General features: G+C 70.1%; 13 protein-coding genes and 1 riboswitch. Of the genes, 7 read left to right on the forward strand and 6 right to left on the reverse strand.

Annotation, left to right across the window (positions count from 1 at the left end; translation table 11 throughout):
- Positions 1 to 5 precede the first annotated feature (5 nt).
- The gene (locus tag RPX00_RS00630) at positions 6 to 3,101 is read left to right on the forward strand and encodes an arabinosyltransferase domain-containing protein (RefSeq protein ID WP_406636382.1); all 3,096 of its coding nucleotides are present in this window, start codon (positions 6 to 8) and stop codon (positions 3,099 to 3,101) included.
- On the opposite strand, the gene RPX00_RS00635 is transcribed toward RPX00_RS00630, so the two are convergent.
- Positions 3,098 to 4,252 (reverse strand): MFS transporter, encoded by a 1,155-nt coding sequence (locus RPX00_RS00635; RefSeq protein ID WP_406636384.1) that lies wholly within the window; start codon positions 4,250 to 4,252, stop codon positions 3,098 to 3,100. The genes RPX00_RS00630 and RPX00_RS00635 overlap by 4 nt on opposite strands.
- A 54-nt stretch (positions 4,253 to 4,306) precedes the next feature.
- Here RPX00_RS00635 and RPX00_RS00640 point away from each other — a divergent pair, with 54 nt between their 5' ends.
- Positions 4,307 to 5,077: an AraC family transcriptional regulator gene (locus RPX00_RS00640; RefSeq protein WP_406636385.1), complete on the forward strand. Its 771-nt coding sequence runs from the start codon at positions 4,307 to 4,309 to the stop codon at positions 5,075 to 5,077.
- Positions 5,078 to 5,135: 58 nt separating this feature from the next.
- Here RPX00_RS00640 and RPX00_RS00645 read toward each other — a convergent pair whose 3' ends face one another.
- Genes RPX00_RS00645 through RPX00_RS00655 form a run of 3 tightly spaced genes read right to left on the reverse strand, consistent with a single transcriptional unit; the run spans position 5,136 to position 8,394 of the window.
- Positions 5,136 to 6,653, reverse strand: coding sequence for a precorrin-2 C(20)-methyltransferase (locus RPX00_RS00645; protein WP_406636387.1), 1,518 nt, complete (start codon positions 6,651 to 6,653; stop codon positions 5,136 to 5,138).
- Positions 6,650 to 7,273, reverse strand: a complete 624-nt coding sequence (locus RPX00_RS00650) for a precorrin-8X methylmutase (RefSeq protein ID WP_406636389.1) — start codon at positions 7,271 to 7,273, stop codon at positions 6,650 to 6,652. Before RPX00_RS00650 ends, RPX00_RS00645 begins: the two co-directional genes overlap by 4 nt.
- Complete coding sequence (locus tag RPX00_RS00655) at positions 7,270 to 8,394, reverse strand: precorrin-3B synthase (RefSeq protein ID WP_406636391.1); 1,125 nt, start codon at positions 8,392 to 8,394, stop codon at positions 7,270 to 7,272. The genes RPX00_RS00650 and RPX00_RS00655 overlap by 4 nt, the downstream gene beginning before the upstream one ends.
- Positions 8,395 to 8,489: 95 nt before the next feature.
- Here RPX00_RS00655 and RPX00_RS00660 point away from each other — a divergent pair, with 95 nt between their 5' ends.
- From RPX00_RS00660 to RPX00_RS00680, 5 genes are all read left to right on the forward strand, one after another.
- Complete coding sequence (locus tag RPX00_RS00660; protein WP_406636393.1) at positions 8,490 to 9,395, forward strand: ABC transporter ATP-binding protein; 906 nt, start codon at positions 8,490 to 8,492, stop codon at positions 9,393 to 9,395.
- The gene (locus RPX00_RS00665; protein WP_406636395.1) at positions 9,392 to 10,246 is read left to right on the forward strand and encodes an ABC transporter permease; all 855 of its coding nucleotides are present in this window, start codon (positions 9,392 to 9,394) and stop codon (positions 10,244 to 10,246) included. Before RPX00_RS00660 ends, RPX00_RS00665 begins: the two co-directional genes overlap by 4 nt.
- Before the next feature lie 6 nt (positions 10,247 to 10,252).
- Positions 10,253 to 10,492, forward strand: coding sequence for a helix-turn-helix transcriptional regulator (locus tag RPX00_RS00670; protein WP_406636396.1), 240 nt, complete (start codon positions 10,253 to 10,255; stop codon positions 10,490 to 10,492).
- 67 nt (positions 10,493 to 10,559) lie between these two features.
- Positions 10,560 to 10,635: riboswitch (cobalamin riboswitch) on the forward strand.
- A gap of 52 nt (positions 10,636 to 10,687) precedes the next feature.
- Entirely contained in the window at positions 10,688 to 14,293 is a 3,606-nt protein-coding gene (gene cobN / locus RPX00_RS00675; RefSeq protein ID WP_406642719.1) for a cobaltochelatase subunit CobN, read from the forward strand.
- A 687-nt stretch (positions 14,294 to 14,980) separates the two neighbouring features.
- Complete coding sequence (locus RPX00_RS00680) at positions 14,981 to 16,201, forward strand: chitinase (protein ID WP_406636398.1); 1,221 nt, start codon at positions 14,981 to 14,983, stop codon at positions 16,199 to 16,201.
- Between the two features lie 60 nt (positions 16,202 to 16,261).
- Here RPX00_RS00680 and RPX00_RS00685 read toward each other — a convergent pair whose 3' ends face one another.
- Both RPX00_RS00685 and RPX00_RS00690 read right to left on the reverse strand, forming a co-directional pair.
- Positions 16,262 to 17,368, reverse strand: coding sequence for a dihydrofolate reductase family protein (locus tag RPX00_RS00685; protein WP_406642721.1), 1,107 nt, complete (start codon positions 17,366 to 17,368; stop codon positions 16,262 to 16,264).
- A 32-nt stretch (positions 17,369 to 17,400) separates the two neighbouring features.
- Positions 17,401 to 18,633 carry an aldehyde dehydrogenase family protein gene (locus RPX00_RS00690; RefSeq protein ID WP_406636400.1) on the reverse strand — a complete coding sequence of 411 codons (1,233 nt, stop codon included), beginning with the start codon at positions 18,631 to 18,633 and terminating at the stop codon, positions 17,401 to 17,403.
- Positions 18,634 to 18,638 lie beyond the last annotated feature (5 nt).

Genomic DNA, 18,638 nt, shown 5'->3' on the forward strand with positions numbered 1-18,638 from the left:
CTCTAATGCGTCCGATTGCCGTAGTGCTGGGGTTGCTTTCGGCGCTGTGCGCCCTGGCCTATCCCTTCCTGCCGGTCGTGCAGGACACCGCGGAAGTCGTGTGGCCCGCCGCCTCCGACACGCGTTCCGTCAACGCGCCATTGACCGGGTACTGGGCACAGAACCTGAAGGCCGAGCTGCCGTGCGACACGATCCGGTCGCTCGACGCGCGCACGAACGGCCCGGCGCTGCTGTTCGGCACCGTCCCGGACGGGCGCACCGGCAAGAACGCGGCCAACGGCGTCGGCATGCAGCTGCGCATCGACAACGGCGTGCTGCTCGCGTCCAGCCAGGGCCAGCAGATCGCGCAGCAGCCGCTCCCGCAGGACGGCTGCGCGGTCACGCTCGACTCGGACGCGACCCAGATGACGCTCTCGGTCGGCAAGACCCCGATCTTCCACACCACCGGCGACGTCCGGCCGCGTGTGCTCGGCATCTACTCGTCGATCAGCTCCGCGCGCGACCCGATCGCCGGGCTGCACGTGTCGGTCGTCCCGGACACCCGCTACCAGACCTCGCCGACCACGCTGAAGCTCGTCGTCGGCATCCTCGCCGCGCTGTCGTTCCTCGGCTGCCTGATCGCGGTGTGGCGGATGGACTCCGGCTTCGCCCGCCGCGCGCCGCGCTGGGCCCCGGTCGGCTGGTGGCGGCTGACCGGCCGCGACGCGACGGTGTTCGGCGTGCTCGGCGCGTGGGTCTTCATCGGGCCGGTGACGTCGGACGACGGCTACATCCTCACCATGGCCAGGGTCACCGAGGCCACCGGATACCTCACGAACTACCACCGCTGGTTCGGCGTCGCGGAGGCCCCGTTCGGCTGGTTCTACCACCTGTACGAGCTGATGACCCACGTCAGCACGGTGCCGCCGTGGATCCGGCTGCCCTCGTACCTGCTCGGCGTGATCAGCTGGCTGCTGATCAGCCGCGAGGTGATGCCGCGGCTGGGCACCCAGGTCCGGCGCAGCCGCGCGGCCGGATGGGCCGCCGCCGCGGTGTTCCTGGTCTGGTGGATGCCCTACAACAACGGCGTCCGGCCGGAACCGGTCGCCGCGCTCGGCTCGCTGCTGGCGATCTGCGCGGTCGAACGCGCACTGGTCACCCGGCGGCTGCTGCCGCTGTGCCTCGGCCTCACCGCCGCCGCGTTCACCCTCGCCGCGACGCCGACCGGGCTGATCGCGGTCGCCCCGTTCCTGGTCGCCGGGAAACCGCTGTTCAAGCTGGTCCGGCAGCGTTCGGCGAGCGGCTGGCTGCCGATGCTCGCGCCGATCCTCGCGTCCGGCTTCCTCGTCCTCGTGGTGATGTTCGCCGACCAGACGTTCGCGACCGTCCAGGAAGCCACCCGCATCCGCACCGCGGTCGGCCCGAACCTGTCGTGGTTCCAGGAACTCGCGCGCTACCAGTTGCTGTTCGAGAACCTGCCGGACGGCTCCGCGCCGCGCCGGTTCCCGGTGCTGCTCGTGCTGCTCTGCACGGTCACCTGCCTGGTCGTGCTGCTGCGCCGCGGCCGGATCCCCGGCGCCGCGCTCGGGCCGAGCCGCAGGCTGATCGGCACCACCGCGTTGTTCTTCCTGCTGCTCGCGCTGACCCCGACGAAGTGGACTCACCACTTCGGCGCGTTCGCCGCGGTCGGCGCGTCGATGGCGGCGCTCACCGCGCTCGCGACCAGTTCCACCGTGCTGCGCTCCAACCGCAACCGCGCCGCGTTCCTCGCGGTCTTGCTGGTGGTCGGCGCGCTCGCCGCGACCGGGCCGAACACGTACTGGTTCGTCTCGCGGATCGGGGTGCCGTGGACGAACGTCGCGCCGTCGATCGGCGGCATCCCGCTGTCGACGATCCTGCTCGGGGCCGCCGCGATCGCCGGGATCTACGCGTTCGTGGAGAACATCCGGGCGCACCGGCCCGGTCCGGCGCTGACCCAGCAGGAGGGCCGGAGCCGGTCGCTGCGGCTCGGTTCGCTGTCGCTGGTCGTGGTGTGCGGACTGGTCGCGGCGGGCGAGATCTACACGATGGGCGCGGCGATCTACTTCCAGCGCGACAGCTACAGCCTCGGCGCGGCGAACGTCGGGCACCTGTTCGGCAAGAGCTGCAACCTGTCCGACCACGTGATGGTGGAGCGCGACGCGGCCAAGAGCATCCTGCGCGCGCAACCGGAACAGCGGACCGTGCCGGAGAAGCCGGTGACGCAGAACCCGCCGAACCCGCTGCCGAACCCGGACCAGGACAACGGCCGGATCCAGACCGGCTTCCACACCAGCCCGGTCGACGACAAGGATCCGCTGGCCGAGCCGCCGCACGGGTTCAAGAAGGACCAGGTGCCGATGTGGAGCAGCTACCTCGACACCCAGACCCGCGCCGGACGCCTGCGCAGCGACTGGTACGCCCTCACCGACCGGACCGAGAACGGCCAGATCGTGGTCGCCACCGCGAGCCAGCCGAGGCGGCCGGCGTCGGTGAGCCTGGAGTACGGCGTGAACACCCCGCAGGGCGTGCGGGTGCTGCGCAGCCAGTTCGCGCTCCCGCCCGGCGCGGGCACCGGCGGCTGGAACGACACCCGGATCAACCTGCGCGACCTGCCGCCGGAAACCACGTCGGTGCGCGTCGTCATGGTGGACGACGACCTCACCGAGGACGGCTGGATCGCCGCGTCCGCGCCGCGCGTGCCGACCTTCACCACGCTCACCGACAAGCTCGCGGGCAAATCGGTGTACATCGACTGGCCCGCTTCGTTCGTGTATCCGTGCGCGAACCCGGTCACCTCGCACGACGGCATCTCCGCGGTGCCCGACTACCGGATCACCCCCGGCCAGCTCGGCGACGAGGCCAAGTGGGCCTCCAGCACCAACGGCGGCCCGAACGGCTGGCTCGAGGAGATCGCCAAGGAGCCCGAGGTGCCGAGCTATCTGAGCGGCCAGCCGTACCAGTCGTGGGGGCAGTTGCTGCAGATCGAGCCGTATACGACGGGGATCGCGCCGACGGTGCGGCATGGGGAGAAGACGGTGTGGGGCTGGTGGTCGCCCGGGCCTGGGCCTTCGCAGCCCAACGGCAAGGACCCGACGCGCTAGTCCCGCGGCTCCCGCAACCTCCGCGCCGCGTACACCGACATCACTGGCAGCGTCGCCAGCGCCAGCAACGCCCACTGCAACCCGACCGCGTTGGCCAGCGCCCCGACCGCGGGCGAGACCACGCCGCCGACGCTCACCGCCAGCCCCAGCGTCACCCCGCTGGCGGTGCCAAGGCGGTTCGGCAGGTAGTCCTGCCCCAGCGTCACATGCAGTGAGAACGGCGCGTACAACGCCAGCGCGGCCAACGCGACCGGCAGAAACACGCCGTACCCCGGCACGAGCGCGATCCCGGCCACCGCTGGCACCGACACCGCATAGGAGACGTAAACCGTCCGAATCCGGCCCCAGCGTTCCGCCAGCACACCGCCGAGCAGCGTGCCCAGCGCACCGACTCCGAACAGCACCACCAACGCCACTTCCCCGGCGAGCGCGCTGCCGGTCCGCTGCGTGACCCAGATGGCGAGGAAGGTGTTGAGCGAGAAGGCCGCGATGGAGCGTCCGACCACCACGACGGTCAGCCAGCCGAACTGCCGCCAATCGTCACGACCTGCGTGCGCGCTTTGCCGCGCCGCGGAATGCAGGTCGCCCATCCGGCGGAACAGCGCGGTGATGACCACCCCGGCGACCAGCGCTGGCAGCACCAGATACGGCGTCGCGCCGAGACCGCCCGCCTGCAGCACCGGGGTGACGAGGATCGGCCCCAGCGCGAAACCGACGTTGCCGCCCAAGGAAAACCAGCTCATCCCGACGTGCCCGCGCCCGGCGATCCGGCGGGCGATCCGCGCCGACTCCGGGTGGTACGCGGCGACGCCGAGCCCGGACAGCGCGATCGCGAGCCAGGTCAGCGCGTAGGAATCGGCCAGCCCGGACAGCCCGATCCCGGCGCCGGCGACCGTCAGCCCGGCCGGCACCAGCCACGGCATCGGCCGCCGGTCGGTCAGCACCCCGAACAGCGGCTGGACCACCGAGGACAGCAGCGTCGCGGCCACCGTGATCCCGGCCGCGGCGAGGTAGCCGTAGTGCCGTTCGGCGACGAGAAACGGCACGAGCGCGGGGACTGCGCCCTGGTAGAGGTCGTCGACCGCGTGGCCGATGACCATGAGCGGCATCGGCCAGCGCGCGGTGCGGGCTGGAGCTTGGAGTGTTGTCACCCGGTCATGATCAAACCGGCTGCCCCCTTCGCGATTCCGTTATTATGCCGACTTGTGTCGATTTCCGGCCACCTGCCGACCGCACCCACGAACACCCGGGACCTGGCGGCGACCGCGAGCATCGCCGAGCACTGGCACGACGAGCACCAGGTCGTCTACGCCAGCAGCGGCGTCTTGGCCGTGCACACGGACCGGTCGCGATGGATCACGCCCGCACACCGCGCGCTGTGGATTCCGGCGGGCACCGTGCATTCCCACCGCGCTTACGGCGTCACCCGGCTGCATCTGTTCGGTTTTGCGCCGGAGCTGAGCCCTCTGCCGGTGACTGAGCCGACCGCGCTCGCGGTCACCCCACTGCTGCGCGAACTACTGATCGCGTACACCGAACTCGGCGAGGACCGCGCGACGCCCGCTGGCCAACGGATGCGAGCGGTGCTGTTCGACCAGCTCACGCTCGCGCCGGAACGTCCGGTGCAGGTGCCCGCCGCGCGCGATCCGCGGTTGGTCGCCGTGTGCCGGATGCTGGAAGAAGATCCGTCCGACTCGCGCAGCCTCGAAGCGCTGGGCCGCACCGTCGGAGCCAGCGGCCGGACGCTGACCCGGCTGTTCCGCACGGACACTGGAATGACGTTCCCGCAATGGCGCACACAACTCCGGCTGTACCACGCACTGCGCCTACTGGTGGAGGGCCAGTCGGTGACGTCCGTGGCACAGCGCTGCGGATTCGCCACGACCAGCGCGTTTATCGACGTGTTCCGGCGTTCTCTTGGCCACACGCCGGGGTCTTATCTCCACAGTGGACAATACCCGCCGCGAGCCGGTTGACTCCTAACGAGACTCAGCCGTGCCACCTCGCCGAGGCGGCACGGCTGCTCCATGCAGGTCAGGAATAACTCCGCGGCGTCCACACGACCGACCGCCCGTCCGGGCCTTCCTCCACCACCGTCCGCGACGAACCCACGATCAGCAGGCACCGCATGTCCACAGTAGACGGATCAAGCCCGCCAAGCGTGGTCACCCGGACGTCCTCCTCCGGTCCCCCGACGTCGCGCGCAACCACCACCGGCGTCTCCGGATCCCGGTGCCGCAGCAGGACTTCCCGCGCGTTCTCCAGCTGCGTCACCCGAGTCCGCGAGGCCGGGTTGTACAGCGCCAGCACCAAATCCGCCGCGCCCGCCGCGTCCAGCCGGCGTTCGATGATCTCCCACGGCTTCAACCGGTCCGAAAGGGACAGTACGCAATAGTCGTGCCCCAACGGCGCGCCCACGCGCGACGCGGCCGCCTGCGCCGCCGTCACCCCGGGCACGATCCGGACCCGCGCGCCAGCACCGTTACCGGCCGAAACCTGTTCCAGCACCGCCGAAGCCATCGCGAACACGCCCGGGTCCCCCGAGGACACCACGGCCACCCGCGCACCCGTCGCGGCCAGCTGCAACGCCTCGACCGCCCGGTCCGCCTCGACCCGGTTCCCCGACGCGTGCCGCTGCTGCCCCTCCCGCTGCGGAACCCGCGCGACATACGGCCCGTAGCCCACAATGTGGTCCGCCGCCGCCAATTCCGCGGAAGCTTCCGGCGTCAGCCATTCCGGCCCGGCCGGACCGAGCCCGACTACGACCACCTCGCCGCCTTCAGCCGGAGCAGGAGCCGCAGAAGCAACCGCGGGCTCACCCTCCACACGCGACTTGTAGGCCGGGCTTGGCAGCAATGCCAAGGAGAAATACGGCACCGACTCCGGATCGACGTCCGCGAACGGCTCGACCCGCTGCTGCTTCCAGGTCGCCCGCTCGATATACCAGGCGTCATCGAGCTTGCCCGCCTCCGCGAGCGCTTCCCGCACGGAACCGAAGGTGCGGCCCAATTTCAGCACCGCCGCCGCTTCGGTGTCCGCCAGCCGCCGCGCCAATTCGGGCGCTGGCAACGTTCCCGGCAAGACGGTGAGCACTTCGTCGCGCTGCACCAGCGGACGGCCGAGCACCGACGCCGCCGCGCTCACCGACGTCACGCCGGGAACCACCTCGGCCTCGAACCGCCCGGCGAGCCGCTCGTGCATGTACATGTAGGAGCCGTAGAAGAACGGATCGCCCTCGCACAGCAGCACCACGTCGCGTCCGGCGTCGAGATGCTCGGCGAGCTTTTTCGCGCTCAGCTCGTAGAAATCGGCGATCGCGCCCTCGTAGCCGCCCGGATGGTCGGTGGTCTCGGTGGTGACCGGGTAGACCAGCCGCTCTTCCAGCTGCCCCTCGCGCAGATACGGCTCCGCCACCGAGCGCGCGATGCTGCGCCCGTGCCGCGCGCTGTGGTAGGCGATGACGTCCGCCTCGCCGATCAGCCGCGCCGCTTTGACCGTCATCAGTTCCGGATCGCCGGGGCCCAGCCCGACGCCGTACAGCCGCCCCGTCATTCGACCGCGCTCGCAATCGCGTTCACGGCACCGACGGCCATCGCACTGCCGCCACGACGGCCGTGTACGACCAGGTACGGCGCGGGTGCCCGCTTCGCCAATTCCACTTTGGACTCCGCTGCGCCGACGAATCCGACTGGCACGCCGATGATCGCGGCCGGTGCGCCGACGCCCTCGTCGAGCAGCTCCAGCAACCGGAACAACGCGGTCGGCGCGTTGCCGATGGCCACCACGGAACCGGGCAGCCGGTCGCGCCACAGCTCCAGCGCGGCGGCCGACCGCGTGGTGCCGAGCCGTTCGGCGAGCCCCGGCACGCTCGGATCGTCCAAAGTGCACACGACGTCGTTCGACGCGGGCAGCCGTTTGCGCGTGATGCCGCTGGCGATCATCTTCGCGTCGCACAGGATCGGCGCGCCCGCCTCCAGCGCGGCGCGGCCCGCTTCGACCACGTCGAGCGAGTAGCGCAGGTCGTCGACCAGGTCGACCATGCCGCAGGAGTGAATCATCCGGACCGCGACGCCCGCGACGTCGTCGGGCAGGATCGCCAGGTCCGCCTCTTCGCGGATCGTGGCGAACGAGTGCCGGTAGATCTCGGCCCCGTCCCGCAGGTAGTCGATCACGAAGGTCCCTTTCTCGCCAACGCATCCGCTAATCCGGACGCCGGAGTCCAGCGTCCGTCGACACGGTAGCCGCCGTCCTCGGCGACAACGTCGCGGTGGGCCCTGGACGGCCGCCCGCAGCGGCGTGCACAGCCCGAGACGTGCACCCGCGTCCCATCCGCGACCAGTGTCGCCGCGTCGGCGCGGACGTCGGCGAGAGACTTCGCACACCCCGGCGCCCCGATGCACGCGCTAAGCTCCGCCGTCGCCGGATCCGTCGAAAGCCCCGCCGCGTGCAGGCGTTCGACGTCCGCGCCGCCGGGCAGCAGCATCGAACGCCACGGCGTGACCACCGCGTCGCCGCAGTCCGCGAGCGTGCGCAACTGCGCGGCAGTCAACTGACCGAACCGGGGCGCGACCCCCACTGCCTCGCCGCCGTCGTCGCGCCGGATCCGGCCGACCGTCGGGTCAATCCGCGTCGACATCACCTGCGGGGCTTCGAGCGGACCGTCCGGCAGCAGCGTCGAAGGATCGGCCAGTTCCCCGACCCGCCACGCCGAACCTCGCGTACGCGCAAACGTTTCCGCCACCGTAAGCAGCGCAGACACCGCTTCGACCCGCGATACCCGCCAGCCCGAATCGGCTCCGGCCAGCAGCACCGCACCGGTCGTCGGCCCGGTCGCCCGCCAGCAGACGTCCGTGCCCGCGACGTCGCCACGACCGTCGTCGAAACCGAACAGGAACCGGCCGGGCAGCTCCGCGAGTTCCGGCCGCGCGCACAGCGCACGATCCAGCGCCGCGGAAAGCCCCCGGACGTCCGCGAGCCCGCCACGCACCCCGCTCAACGGCGAGGCCAGCACGTTCCGCACGCGTTCGTGACTGGGCGACGGCAGCAACCCGGCTTCGGCCAGCCGTCCCGCCAGCCCTGGCCTTCGCACTCCGCGCAGCTGGACGTTCGCGCGCGAGGTCAGATGGACGTCGCCGTCGCCGAGGTCTTCCGCACAGGTTGCCAAGGCCCGCAACCGATCCGCGGTCACCACGCCGCCGGGAAGCCGGACCCTGGCGAGCGGCCCGTCCGCCGCGTCGTGCGTCGCGAAAACCCCAGGGCAGGCGTCGGCGCGCACGCGGGCAGGGGTGGACATGGCCTCACTGTAACCCGAGGCAGATTCAACAGGCTTGCGATCAGATGTAGTACATCTGCTACATTTCATCGCACAGGCAGGATGGGGGTCATCCAATGAGAGATCAAGCGGACACCGTGCTCCGCGTCGAAGGCTTACGCATGCGCTACGGCGCGAACGACGTGCTGCACGGCACGTCGTTCACCGCGCATCGCGGCGAGGTGCTGTGCCTGCTGGGGCCGAACGGGGCGGGCAAAACCACGACGATCGAAATCCTCGAGGGGTTCCGCATGCGGTCCGCGGGCGAGGTGTCCGTGCTGGGCACCGACCCCGCGAAAGGCGGCGAGGACTGGCGGGCGCGGCTGGGGGTCGTCCTGCAATCCTGGCGCGACCACGGCAAATGGCGCGTGCGCGAACTGCTCGACCTGCTCGGGTCGTACTACTCGCCCTACTCCACCGACCGGATCCGCCGGCCATGGAACACCGACGAGCTGATCGAGGCGGTCGGGCTCACCGAGCACGCGGGCAAGAAGATCCGGATGCTGTCCGGCGGGCAGCGGCGCAGGCTGGACGTGGCGATCGGCATCGTCGGCCGTCCCGAGCTGCTGTTCCTCGACGAGCCGACCGCGGGCTTCGACCCGCAGGCGCGGCGCGACTTTCACGAGCTGGTGCACCGGCTCGCTGACGACGCCACGACGATCCTGCTCACCACGCACGACCTCGACGAGGCCGAGAAACTCGCCGACCGGATCCTCATCCTGAGCGGCGGCCACATCGTCGCCGACGGATCGCCGGACCAGCTGAGCAGGCAGATCGCGGGCGAGGCCGAGGTGCGCTGGAGCGTCGGCGGGCAACGGTTCGTGCACTCGACCACGGAGGCGACGAAGTACGTGTACGAGTTGTTCAAGCAACACGGCGAAGCAGTCGCCGACCTGGAGGTCCGGCGCGCTTCGCTGGAAGACACCTACCTGACGCTCGTGCAGCGCGCGGAGTCCGGGCTGACCTCGGCGGGTGCGCTATGACAGCGTCGGCGCAGCGAACCGCGGCGCGGGTGGGACTCCGCCGCGGGTTCATCGAATTCCGCCAGCAGTGGACGAACCGCGACGATCTGATCGGCCAGCTCGTCTGGCTCGCGATGATCTTCGGCACGCTGTTCTTCATGCGCGGCGCACACCTGCCGGGCACCTCGTTCTCGCTGGGCGCCGCGACGGTGCCGGGCGTGATCGGCGCGGGCATCGTGTTCAACGGCCTGACCAGCGTCGCCGGATCGCTCGTCATCGACCGCGAGGACGGCACGCTGCTGCGCGCGAAGGCGACGCCGAACGGGATGTTCGGCTACCTCGTCGGCAAGGTCACGACGTTCTCGCTGGTGCAGGTCGCGAGCATCCTCGTGATGCTGGTGCCGGCGCTGTTCCTGTTCGACGGACTGGCCCCGGACGGGTTCTTCTCGATCCTGAACCTGCTGTGGGTGCTCGCCGCCGGGCTGGTCGCGACCCTGCCGATCGGAGCCGCGATCGGCTCGCTGATCCAGGACTCCAGGATGCTGGCCCTGGTCATGCTGCCGATGTTCGGGCTCGGCGCGATCTCCGGGATCTTCTACCCGATCACCTCGCTGCCGGGCTGGCTGCAAGACGTCGCGCAGGTGTTCCCGATGTACTGGCTCGGCCTCGGCATGCGCTCGGCGCTGCTGCCGGACCAGGCGGTCGTCGTCGAGATCGGGCAGTCGTGGCGGCCGTTGCCGACCCTGGGGGTGCTGCTCGCGTGGGCCGTGATCGGATTGGTGCTGGCCCCGATCCTGCTGAAGCGGATGGCCCGGCGCGAATCGGGGTCGTCGGTGGCGGCGCGACGGGAAAGGGCACTTCAGCGTGTGTGAGGCGCGGTGAGCGAGAACGTCTACAACCGCATCGCGGTGCTGCGCGCCGAACGCGGCATCTCGCGGCGGCAGCTCGCGGACGCGCTCGGCGTGCACTACCAGACCATCGGGTACCTGGAGCGCGGCGAGTACAGCCCGAGCCTCTACCTCGCGTTGCGGATCGCGGAGTTCTTCGAGGTCGCGGTGGAGGTGCTGTTCTCCACCGCGCCTTTCCCGCGCATCGGGGACGAGAGCAGGCCGGCGTGAGGGTCTGCTCACCTTGACGGCGTCCGCGCGCCCCGCGAGAGTAAGAAGGCACACGCGTCGGCACGCGGAGGAACCCGGTGGAAATCCGGGGCGGTCCCGCCACTGTGACCGGCGGCCCCGCGGCCGCCGGCAGCCAGGAACTCCCGCCGGCGTGCCCGACGACCCGGGGCGCGGACACCCCGAGTGAGGAACGCCGTGATCCTGCTGCTGTCCACTTCGGACACCGACCTGCTCAGCGCCCGGGCCAGCGGCGCGGACTACCGGCTCGGCAACCCGTCCCGGCTTCCGCTCGGGGACCTGCCCGCGCTGCTGGAGGGCGTGTCGATCGTCGTCGTCCGGATCCTGGGCACGCCGCGGACCTGGCAAGAAGGCCTGGACACGCTGCGCGCGTCCGGGGCGCACGTGGTCGTGCTCGGCGGCGAGCAGACCCCGGACGCGGAGCTGATGAAGCTCTCCACCACTCCCGCTGGGATCGCCGCGCAGGCGCATCTGTACCTCGCGCAGGGCGGTCCGGAGAACCTCACGCAGTTGCACCGGTTCCTGTCCGACACCCTGCTGCTCACCGGCGAAGGCTTCGAACCGCCCGCCGAACTGCCGTCGTGGGGCGTGCTTTCCCGGCCCGCTCCCGAGGGTGATGGACCGGTCGTCGGGATCCTCTACTACCGCGCGCACCACCTGTCCGGGAACACCGGTTTCGTGCACGCCCTCGCCGACGCGGTCGAGTCCGCGGGCGGCCGCGCGTTGCCGATCCACACGGCGTCCCTGCGCACACGCGCGCCGGAGATGATGGCCGAGCTGGGCAAGGTCGACGCGCTGCTGGTCACCGTGCTGGCGGCGGGCGGCACCCGTCCGTCGGAGGCCGGGGCCGGCGGTGACGACGAATCCTGGGACGTCGCGGAAATGGCCGCGTTGGACGTCCCGGTGCTGCAGGCGTTGTGCCTGACCAGCGACCGCGAAACGTGGTCCGCCAGCGACGACGGTCTGTCCCCGCTCGACGCGGGCAACCAGATGGCGGTACCGGAATTCGACGGCCGGATCATCACGGTCCCGTTCTCCTTCAAGGAATTCGACGACGACGGCCTCCCCCGCTACGTCGCGGACACCGAACGAGCCTCCCGCGTCGCCCGCATCGCGCTCGCGCACGCCCGGCTCCGGCACACCCCGCCTGCTTCTCGCAAGATCGCCCTGATGCTGTCCGCGTACCCCACGAAACACTCGCGCGTCGGCAACGCGGTCGGCCTGGACACGCCCGCGTCCGCGATCAAACTCCTCCGCCTGATGCGCGAACGCGGCTACGACCTCGGCCCCGACGCCTTCCCCGGCGTCAACCCGACCGGCACCGACCAGCCGGACGGCGACGCGCTGATCCACGCCCTGATCGCCGCGGGCGGCCAGGATCCCGAATGGCTCACCGAGGAACAGCTGTCGGGCAACCCGATCCGCGTCCCCGCCGCCCGCTACCGCTCTTGGTTTTCCCAGCTGCCCGCCGAACTGCGGGAAGCGATGGAAGAACACTGGGGCCCGGCCCCGGGTTCGCTGTATGTCGACACATCGGCAAACCCCGAGGGCGACATCGTCCTGGCGTCGCTGCAGTCCGGCAACGTCGTGCTGATGATCCAGCCGCCGCGCGGTTTCGGCGAGAACCCGGTCGCGATCTACCACAACCCGGACCTCCCGCCGAGCCACCATTACCTCGCCGCCTACCGCTGGCTGGAAGAGGAATTCGGCGCACACGCCGTCGTACACCTCGGAAAACACGGTTCGCTGGAATGGCTGCCGGGCAAAACCGCGGGCCTGTCCGCCGCCTGCGCCCCCGACGCCGTGCTGGGCAACCTGCCGCTGGTGTACCCGTTCCTGATCAACGACCCCGGCGAAGGCGCACAAGCGAAACGCCGCGCGCACGCGACGATCGTGGACCACCTGGTCCCGCCCATGGCCCGCGCCGAATCGTATGGCGACCTGGCCCGGCTGGAGCAGCTCCTGGACGAGCACGCGAACATCGCCGCGATGGACCCGGCGAAACTCCCGGCGATCCGCGCCCAGATCTGGACCCTCATCCAGGCCGCCAAACTCGACCACGACCTGGGCGTCGACGAACGCCCGCACGACGCCGAGTTCGACGACTTCCTGCTGCACATCGACGGCTGGCTGTGCGAGGTCAAGGACGCCCAAATCCGCGACGGCCTGCACATCCTCGGCGAGGCCCCGGCCGGCAAGGCCCGCGTCAACCTGGTCCTCGCGATGCTGCGCGCCCAGCAAATGTGGGGCGGCAAGCAAGGTGCCGTCCCCGGTCTGCGCTCCGCACTGGGCCTGAAGGAGAACTCGGACGCCCCACTGTCCGAAGTGGACGCCATCGAAACCACCGCGCACACGCTGGTTTCCCTGATGGAGACCCACGCATGGTCCCCCGATTCGGTTTCCTCCGTGGTCACCGAAGTCCTGGGCGCTTTCGACGCCGAAGTCGCCCGCGTCCTGACCTTCGCCGCCACCGAAATCGTCCCCCGCCTAGCCGGCACGACGTCCGAAGTGGACGCCGTACTCCACGCCCTGGACGGCGGCTACATCGCCGCAGGCCCCAGCGGTTCCCCCTTGCGCGGCCTGGTCAACGTCCTCCCCACCGGCCGGAACTTCTACACGGTCGACCCGAAGGCCATCCCCAGCCGCCTGGCCTGGGAAACCGGGCAAGCACTGGCAGACTCCCTGCTCCGCCGCTACCGCGAAGACACCGGCGACTGGCCGCGGTCGGTCGGCCTGTCGGTCTGGGGCACCTCCGCCATGCGCACCTCCGGCGACGACGCCGCGGAAGTCCTTGCCCTGCTGGGCATCCAGCCGGTCTGGGACGAAGCGTCCCGCCGCGTGACCGGCATCGAACCGATCCCGCTGTCCGAACTGGGCCGCCCTCGAATCGACGTGACAGTCCGCATCAGCGGCTTCTTCCGCGACGCCTTCCCCCACGTCATCACCCTGCTGGACGACGCCGTCCGCCTAGCCGCCTCCCTGGACGAACCGGAATCCTCGAATTTCGTCCGCGCCCACGTAGCCGCCGACCTGGCTCTCCATGGCGACAACCGCCGAGCCACCACCCGCATCTTCGGCTCAAAACCAGGTGCCTACGGAGCCGGTTTGCTCCCCTTGATGGACTCCGGAAACTGGCGAGACGACAAAGACCTAGCCGAGGTCTACGCAGTCTGGGGCGGCTATGCTTACGGCCGCGATCTGGACGGCCGCCCCGCCCGCTCCGACATGGAAACGTCGTACAAACGCATCGTCGTAGCCGCGAAAAACACCGACACCCGCGAACACGACATTGCCGACTCGGACGACTATTTCCAATACCACGGCGGAATGATCGCCACCGTCCGCGCCCTGACCGGCTCGGCCCCCGCCTCGTACGTCGGCGACTCCACCACACCCGACGCCGTCCGCACCCGAACCCTTGGCGAAGAAACGGCCCGCGTATTCCGCGCCCGGGTAGTGAACCCACGCTGGCTGTCGGCAATGCGCCGCCACGGCTACAAGGGCGCCTTCGAATTGGCGGCAACCGTCGACTACCTCTTCGGCTTCGACGCAACAGCGGGCGTCGTGGGCGACTGGATGTATGAGAAGTTGTCGCAATCGTATGTTCTTGACGAGGAAAACCAGCAGTTCCTGCGGGATGCCAACCCGTGGGCACTGCGCGGAATCATCGAACGCCTGACGGAAGCCGCGGATCGCGGACTGTGGGAGGAACCGGATCCGGATTTGCTGGCCCAGATGCGTGAGGTGTACTTGACTTTGGAAGGCGACCTGGAGAACGACTGAGCGGGTTCGCTGTCCTGGCTGGTTTTTGTCGAGTTCGCCTGTTCCGGTGCTCGGTTGTTGACGCTCGCCGCACAGCGACCGGGTGCCGCTCCTTACAGCTGCTTGGCTTCGTCTCTCTTCGCCGTGTGACTCTGCCGACGAACCCGCCCAGCCCGATCACGCCTCTGCCCGATCACGCCTCTGCCCTACTGCGCCTGCCCTACCGCGCCTGCCCGGCCGTGGTCCCTCCCCGGCCGACCGGCCATCACGGTCCCGCTGAACAACACCGCTCTTCCAACCACCCACGCCACCACTCATCAGCCGACGCGCCCGCCAACCAGCCACCACCGCGCTCGACCCCACACAACCAACCAGCCACTACCCGCGCTCGGCCTACGCCACCATCCGCCCAACCGCCGCCCCCTCCCGCGCCGACCAGTCACCACGACCCCGCTCCGCCTGCGGGTCCCCGTCCACGCCAGCCGCACCGTCACCGTCTCCCCCTCTCCCCAGCGGACCACTCGCCCCAGCGGTCCGCGTCCCTTTGCGCGAAACCGTTGCGCCGCAAGGGTGAACCCGCCGCACCGAATTCCGGCATACCTCCCGAACCAGCCCCTCACCGGACGAGAGCAGCCGCTCGCATCTTGACTTCATAATGGTCTAGTCCAATGCTTACCGCATCACTTCCGCATGTTCGCCGGAGGACAGATGCAGCGAAGCAGACTGGCCGCCACCCTCGTCGCCGCCGCGACCGTGGTCGGGACGGCCGCCGTCGTGGCCGCGACCGCCCACGCGCAGGCCGGAGCGTCGAGCGGCCTCGACAACAACTGGTACGCCGCCGCGCCGTACCTCATGCCGCAGAGCAACAACCCGCCCGACCCGGTGACCGTCATGAACGCGACCGGGCAGAAGGCGTTCCAGCTGGCCTTCATCCTCGCGCCCAAGGGCGGCGGATGCAGTCCCACCTGGGACGGCACCTCGCCGGTTTCGACGGACACGACGGTCGGCGACGCGATCAACCGCATCCGCGGCAACGGCGGCGACGTGTCCGTGTCGGTCGGCGGCTACGGCGGCACGAAACTGGGCCAGACCTGCGGCACTGTCGACGCGACCGCGGCGGCCTACCAGCAGGTCGTGACGAAATACAACCTGAAGGCCATAGACTTCGACCTCGAAGAACCCGAATACGAGGACACCGCCGCGATCGCGAACGAACTCGGCGCCGCGAAAAAACTGCAGGCGGACAACCCCGGCCTGTTCGTGTCGGTGACCATGCCGGGAACCGCGGCGGGCACCGGCTGGTTCGGCACCCAGTTGCTGGACAAGGCGAAGTCGATCGGCTTCTCTCCCAACAACTTCTCGATCATGCCGTTCGACGGCGGCTTCAACGGCGGCGGCGCGTCGCAGGTGTCGGCGCTCGAGGCGTTCCACGGCCTGCTCCAAAGCCACCTCGGCTGGGACAGCGCCACCGCGTATTCGCACGAGGGTTTCTCCGGAATGAACGGGAAATCCGACACGTCGGAATACTTCAACGTTTCCGATTTCCAGACCGTGTACGACTACGCGACGAGCCACCACCTCGGCCGGTTCACCTTCTGGGCGGTGAACCGCGACCGGCAGTGCACGACGACGACCGACAACAGCGTGTGCTCGAACGTCCAGCAAAACGACTGGGACTTCACGAAGTTCACCACCCGGTTCGCCGGAGCCACCCCGCCGCAGACTACTCCGCCGACGAGCCCGACCAGTCCGACTAGCAATCCCCCGGGCACCTGTTCGGCACCGGAATGGCAGAAAACGCAGGTCTACACCGGCGGCAACGTGGTTTCGCACAACGGCCACAAATGGACCGCGAAATGGTGGACGCAAGGCGAGGAACCCGGCACGACCGGACAGTGGGGCGTCTGGACCGACAACGGAGGATGCTGACCGGCTAGTTTTCCCGATCGGGCGCTGCGGTTTCCCTGCCGCAGCGTCCGATCCGTCAAGTCAGGGACGCACGCCGGGAAGATGCGTATTCGCCCGGCGGACCTCCGAAGCCAGCGCCGGCACCTCGATCACCCGCCGCCCGGCCGCGACCAGCCGTTCAACCCCTTCAGCCTCGACAAACAACGACGGTTCCCGCCAGGCCATCACTACCCGCGGAATGGCCGTTTCGAGGATCAGCTGCGTGCAGCTCTTGGGATGGGACGCGCGATCGCTGCACGGCTCCAGCGAGCTGTACATGGTCGCGTCGGCGAGCCGCGGGTCACGCGGATCGAGCTTCGCCAGCGCAGCCTCTTCCGCGTGGTTACGCGGATCGCCCTCGCCCGAATGCCCGGTGGCGAGCACGGTTCCGTCCGGCAGCCCGACGACCGCACCGACCCGAAACGTCGAACTCGGCGGGCATTCGTCGGCAAGCTCGATCGCCTGCCGCAGCCGCAGCACGTCAAGCGACGACGGTTCAGCCGCGGCGCGATACCGCAACACCGCGACCTCCCCGAGCCGCCGCACTTCCGTCAGCTCCAACGGTCGCGGGAACGCACCCGGCCCGAGAAACCGCGGTGCCCGAGGGTCGCCGACCATGATCGGCGCGACCGCGAGCCGAAGCTCGTCGGCGAGCCCGGCGTCGAGGAACTGCGTGTGCACCGCCCCGCCGCCTTCGACCAGCAACGTCCGGATCCCGCGCGCGCCAAGGTCATCCAGAACGCGCTCGAGCCGCGGTGGGCTGCCTGCGTCCACCACAGTCGCAACCGCACTCAGACTGTCCGCGCTACCCAGCGGCGCGTAGACAAGCTTCGCGGCATCCCCGACGGTGAAGAACCGCGACGCCGGATCCAGCTTGCCGCTGCTCGTCACCGTCACTTTGACCGGTTGCTCCGGCCGCCCCGCCGCGCCCCGCTCCCGGCGCAGTTCAGCCGAGCGCACGAGAAGCCGCGGATTGTCGGCCCGCACCGTGCCCGCGCCGACGAGGATCGCGTCGGCCTCGGCACGGAGCCGGTCGACCTCGGCGAAGTCGGCCTCATTGGACAGGAGCAGACGGGTGCTGCCGGCGTCGTCGAGGTAGCCGTCCAGCGATTGCGCCGCGGACAGCAGGACGTGCGGCCGCCCGGTCATCGTGCCCATCCGCTCATCGTGCTCCGGCCAGGTCAGGCAGGCACCACGGCGTACTGGCGGACGTACAGGTCGGTGTACGTCACCGGCCCGCGCGGACCCGGCACCCGGTCGAGGTTGATGCCGGTTTCGGGCACCGCGAGCAGCTTGAAGCCGTCCAGCAGCCGGGTCGGCGCGTTCCAGAACACGCCGGTGCCGGTGTAGCCGTCGAAGAACTGCTCCGCGGCCGCCGGGTTCTCGGTCGCGATCCCCGCGGCCAGCCCGGACGTGCGCTCGTTCGCGATCTCGACCGCGTCGACGAGCCCGCCGACCTTCTCCACGGTGACCGTCGCCTCCCGCTCGGAGTCCAGCGCCCACTCGTAGCCGATCGGATGCTCGTGCGGCGCGAGCGACGGCGTGACGCCACGCTCGGCCAGCGCCGACTCGATCTGCGGCCACACCGCGTCGTGCACGTCCTCGTGGATCAGCAGCAGGTTCAGCCGGTTGCAGACGCCGAGCCTGTCCAGGCTCGCGAACACGAGGTCGCGAACCTTGGCCGAGTCCGCCGCAGCGTCGACGTACAGCACCCCGCCCCCGTCAGCGTGCGCCAACGTGCGCACCCCGTGCACTGCGGCCTCAGTCGCCAGCTCGCGCGTGCTGTCACCGCTGCCGCGCAGGATGACGAGCGGCACCAGCCCAGGCAACCGAACCAGCGCCGACGCCGCTTCCCGCTCAACGCGCGGCACCAGCTGCACGACGTCCGGGTTGATCCCGGCCGCCTCGAGCGCGGGCGCGATCACGACGTCCCGCAACCGCTGCGCCGACCCCAGCGCCGCCGACCCAGTCCGCAGCACGCCGCCGTTGCGCGACTTCACCAGCTGCGACGCCACGTCGACCGTCACGTTCGGCCGCGCCTCGTAGTTCGCGCCGATGACGCCCACCGGACGCCGCCGCTCGACCAGCCGCAGCCCACCGTCCAACGTGGACACGGGAACGGACCGCTCCTGGTGCGGCGCACCGGCCAGCAGCCGCAGCTGCGCGGCCATCCCGTCGAGCCGCTCGGGCGTGATGGTGAGCCGATCGAGCAGACCCGCGCTCATCCCGTCGGCCGTCGCCTTGGCCACGTCGGCCCGGTTGGCCTCAAGCACCTCGTCCCGGTGCGCGACGAGCCGCTCCGCCATCCCGACAAGCGCCGCATCCACCGCATCGTCCCCGGCAGCGGCCAACGACGGCGCAGCCGCCTTCGCCGCCCGCGCACACTCCTCGACGGCCTTCGCGACCTCGTCCATCGCCT

This window comes from Amycolatopsis sp. WGS_07 (genome assembly GCF_045278895.1).
Taxonomy (GTDB): domain Bacteria; phylum Actinomycetota; class Actinomycetes; order Mycobacteriales; family Pseudonocardiaceae; genus Amycolatopsis.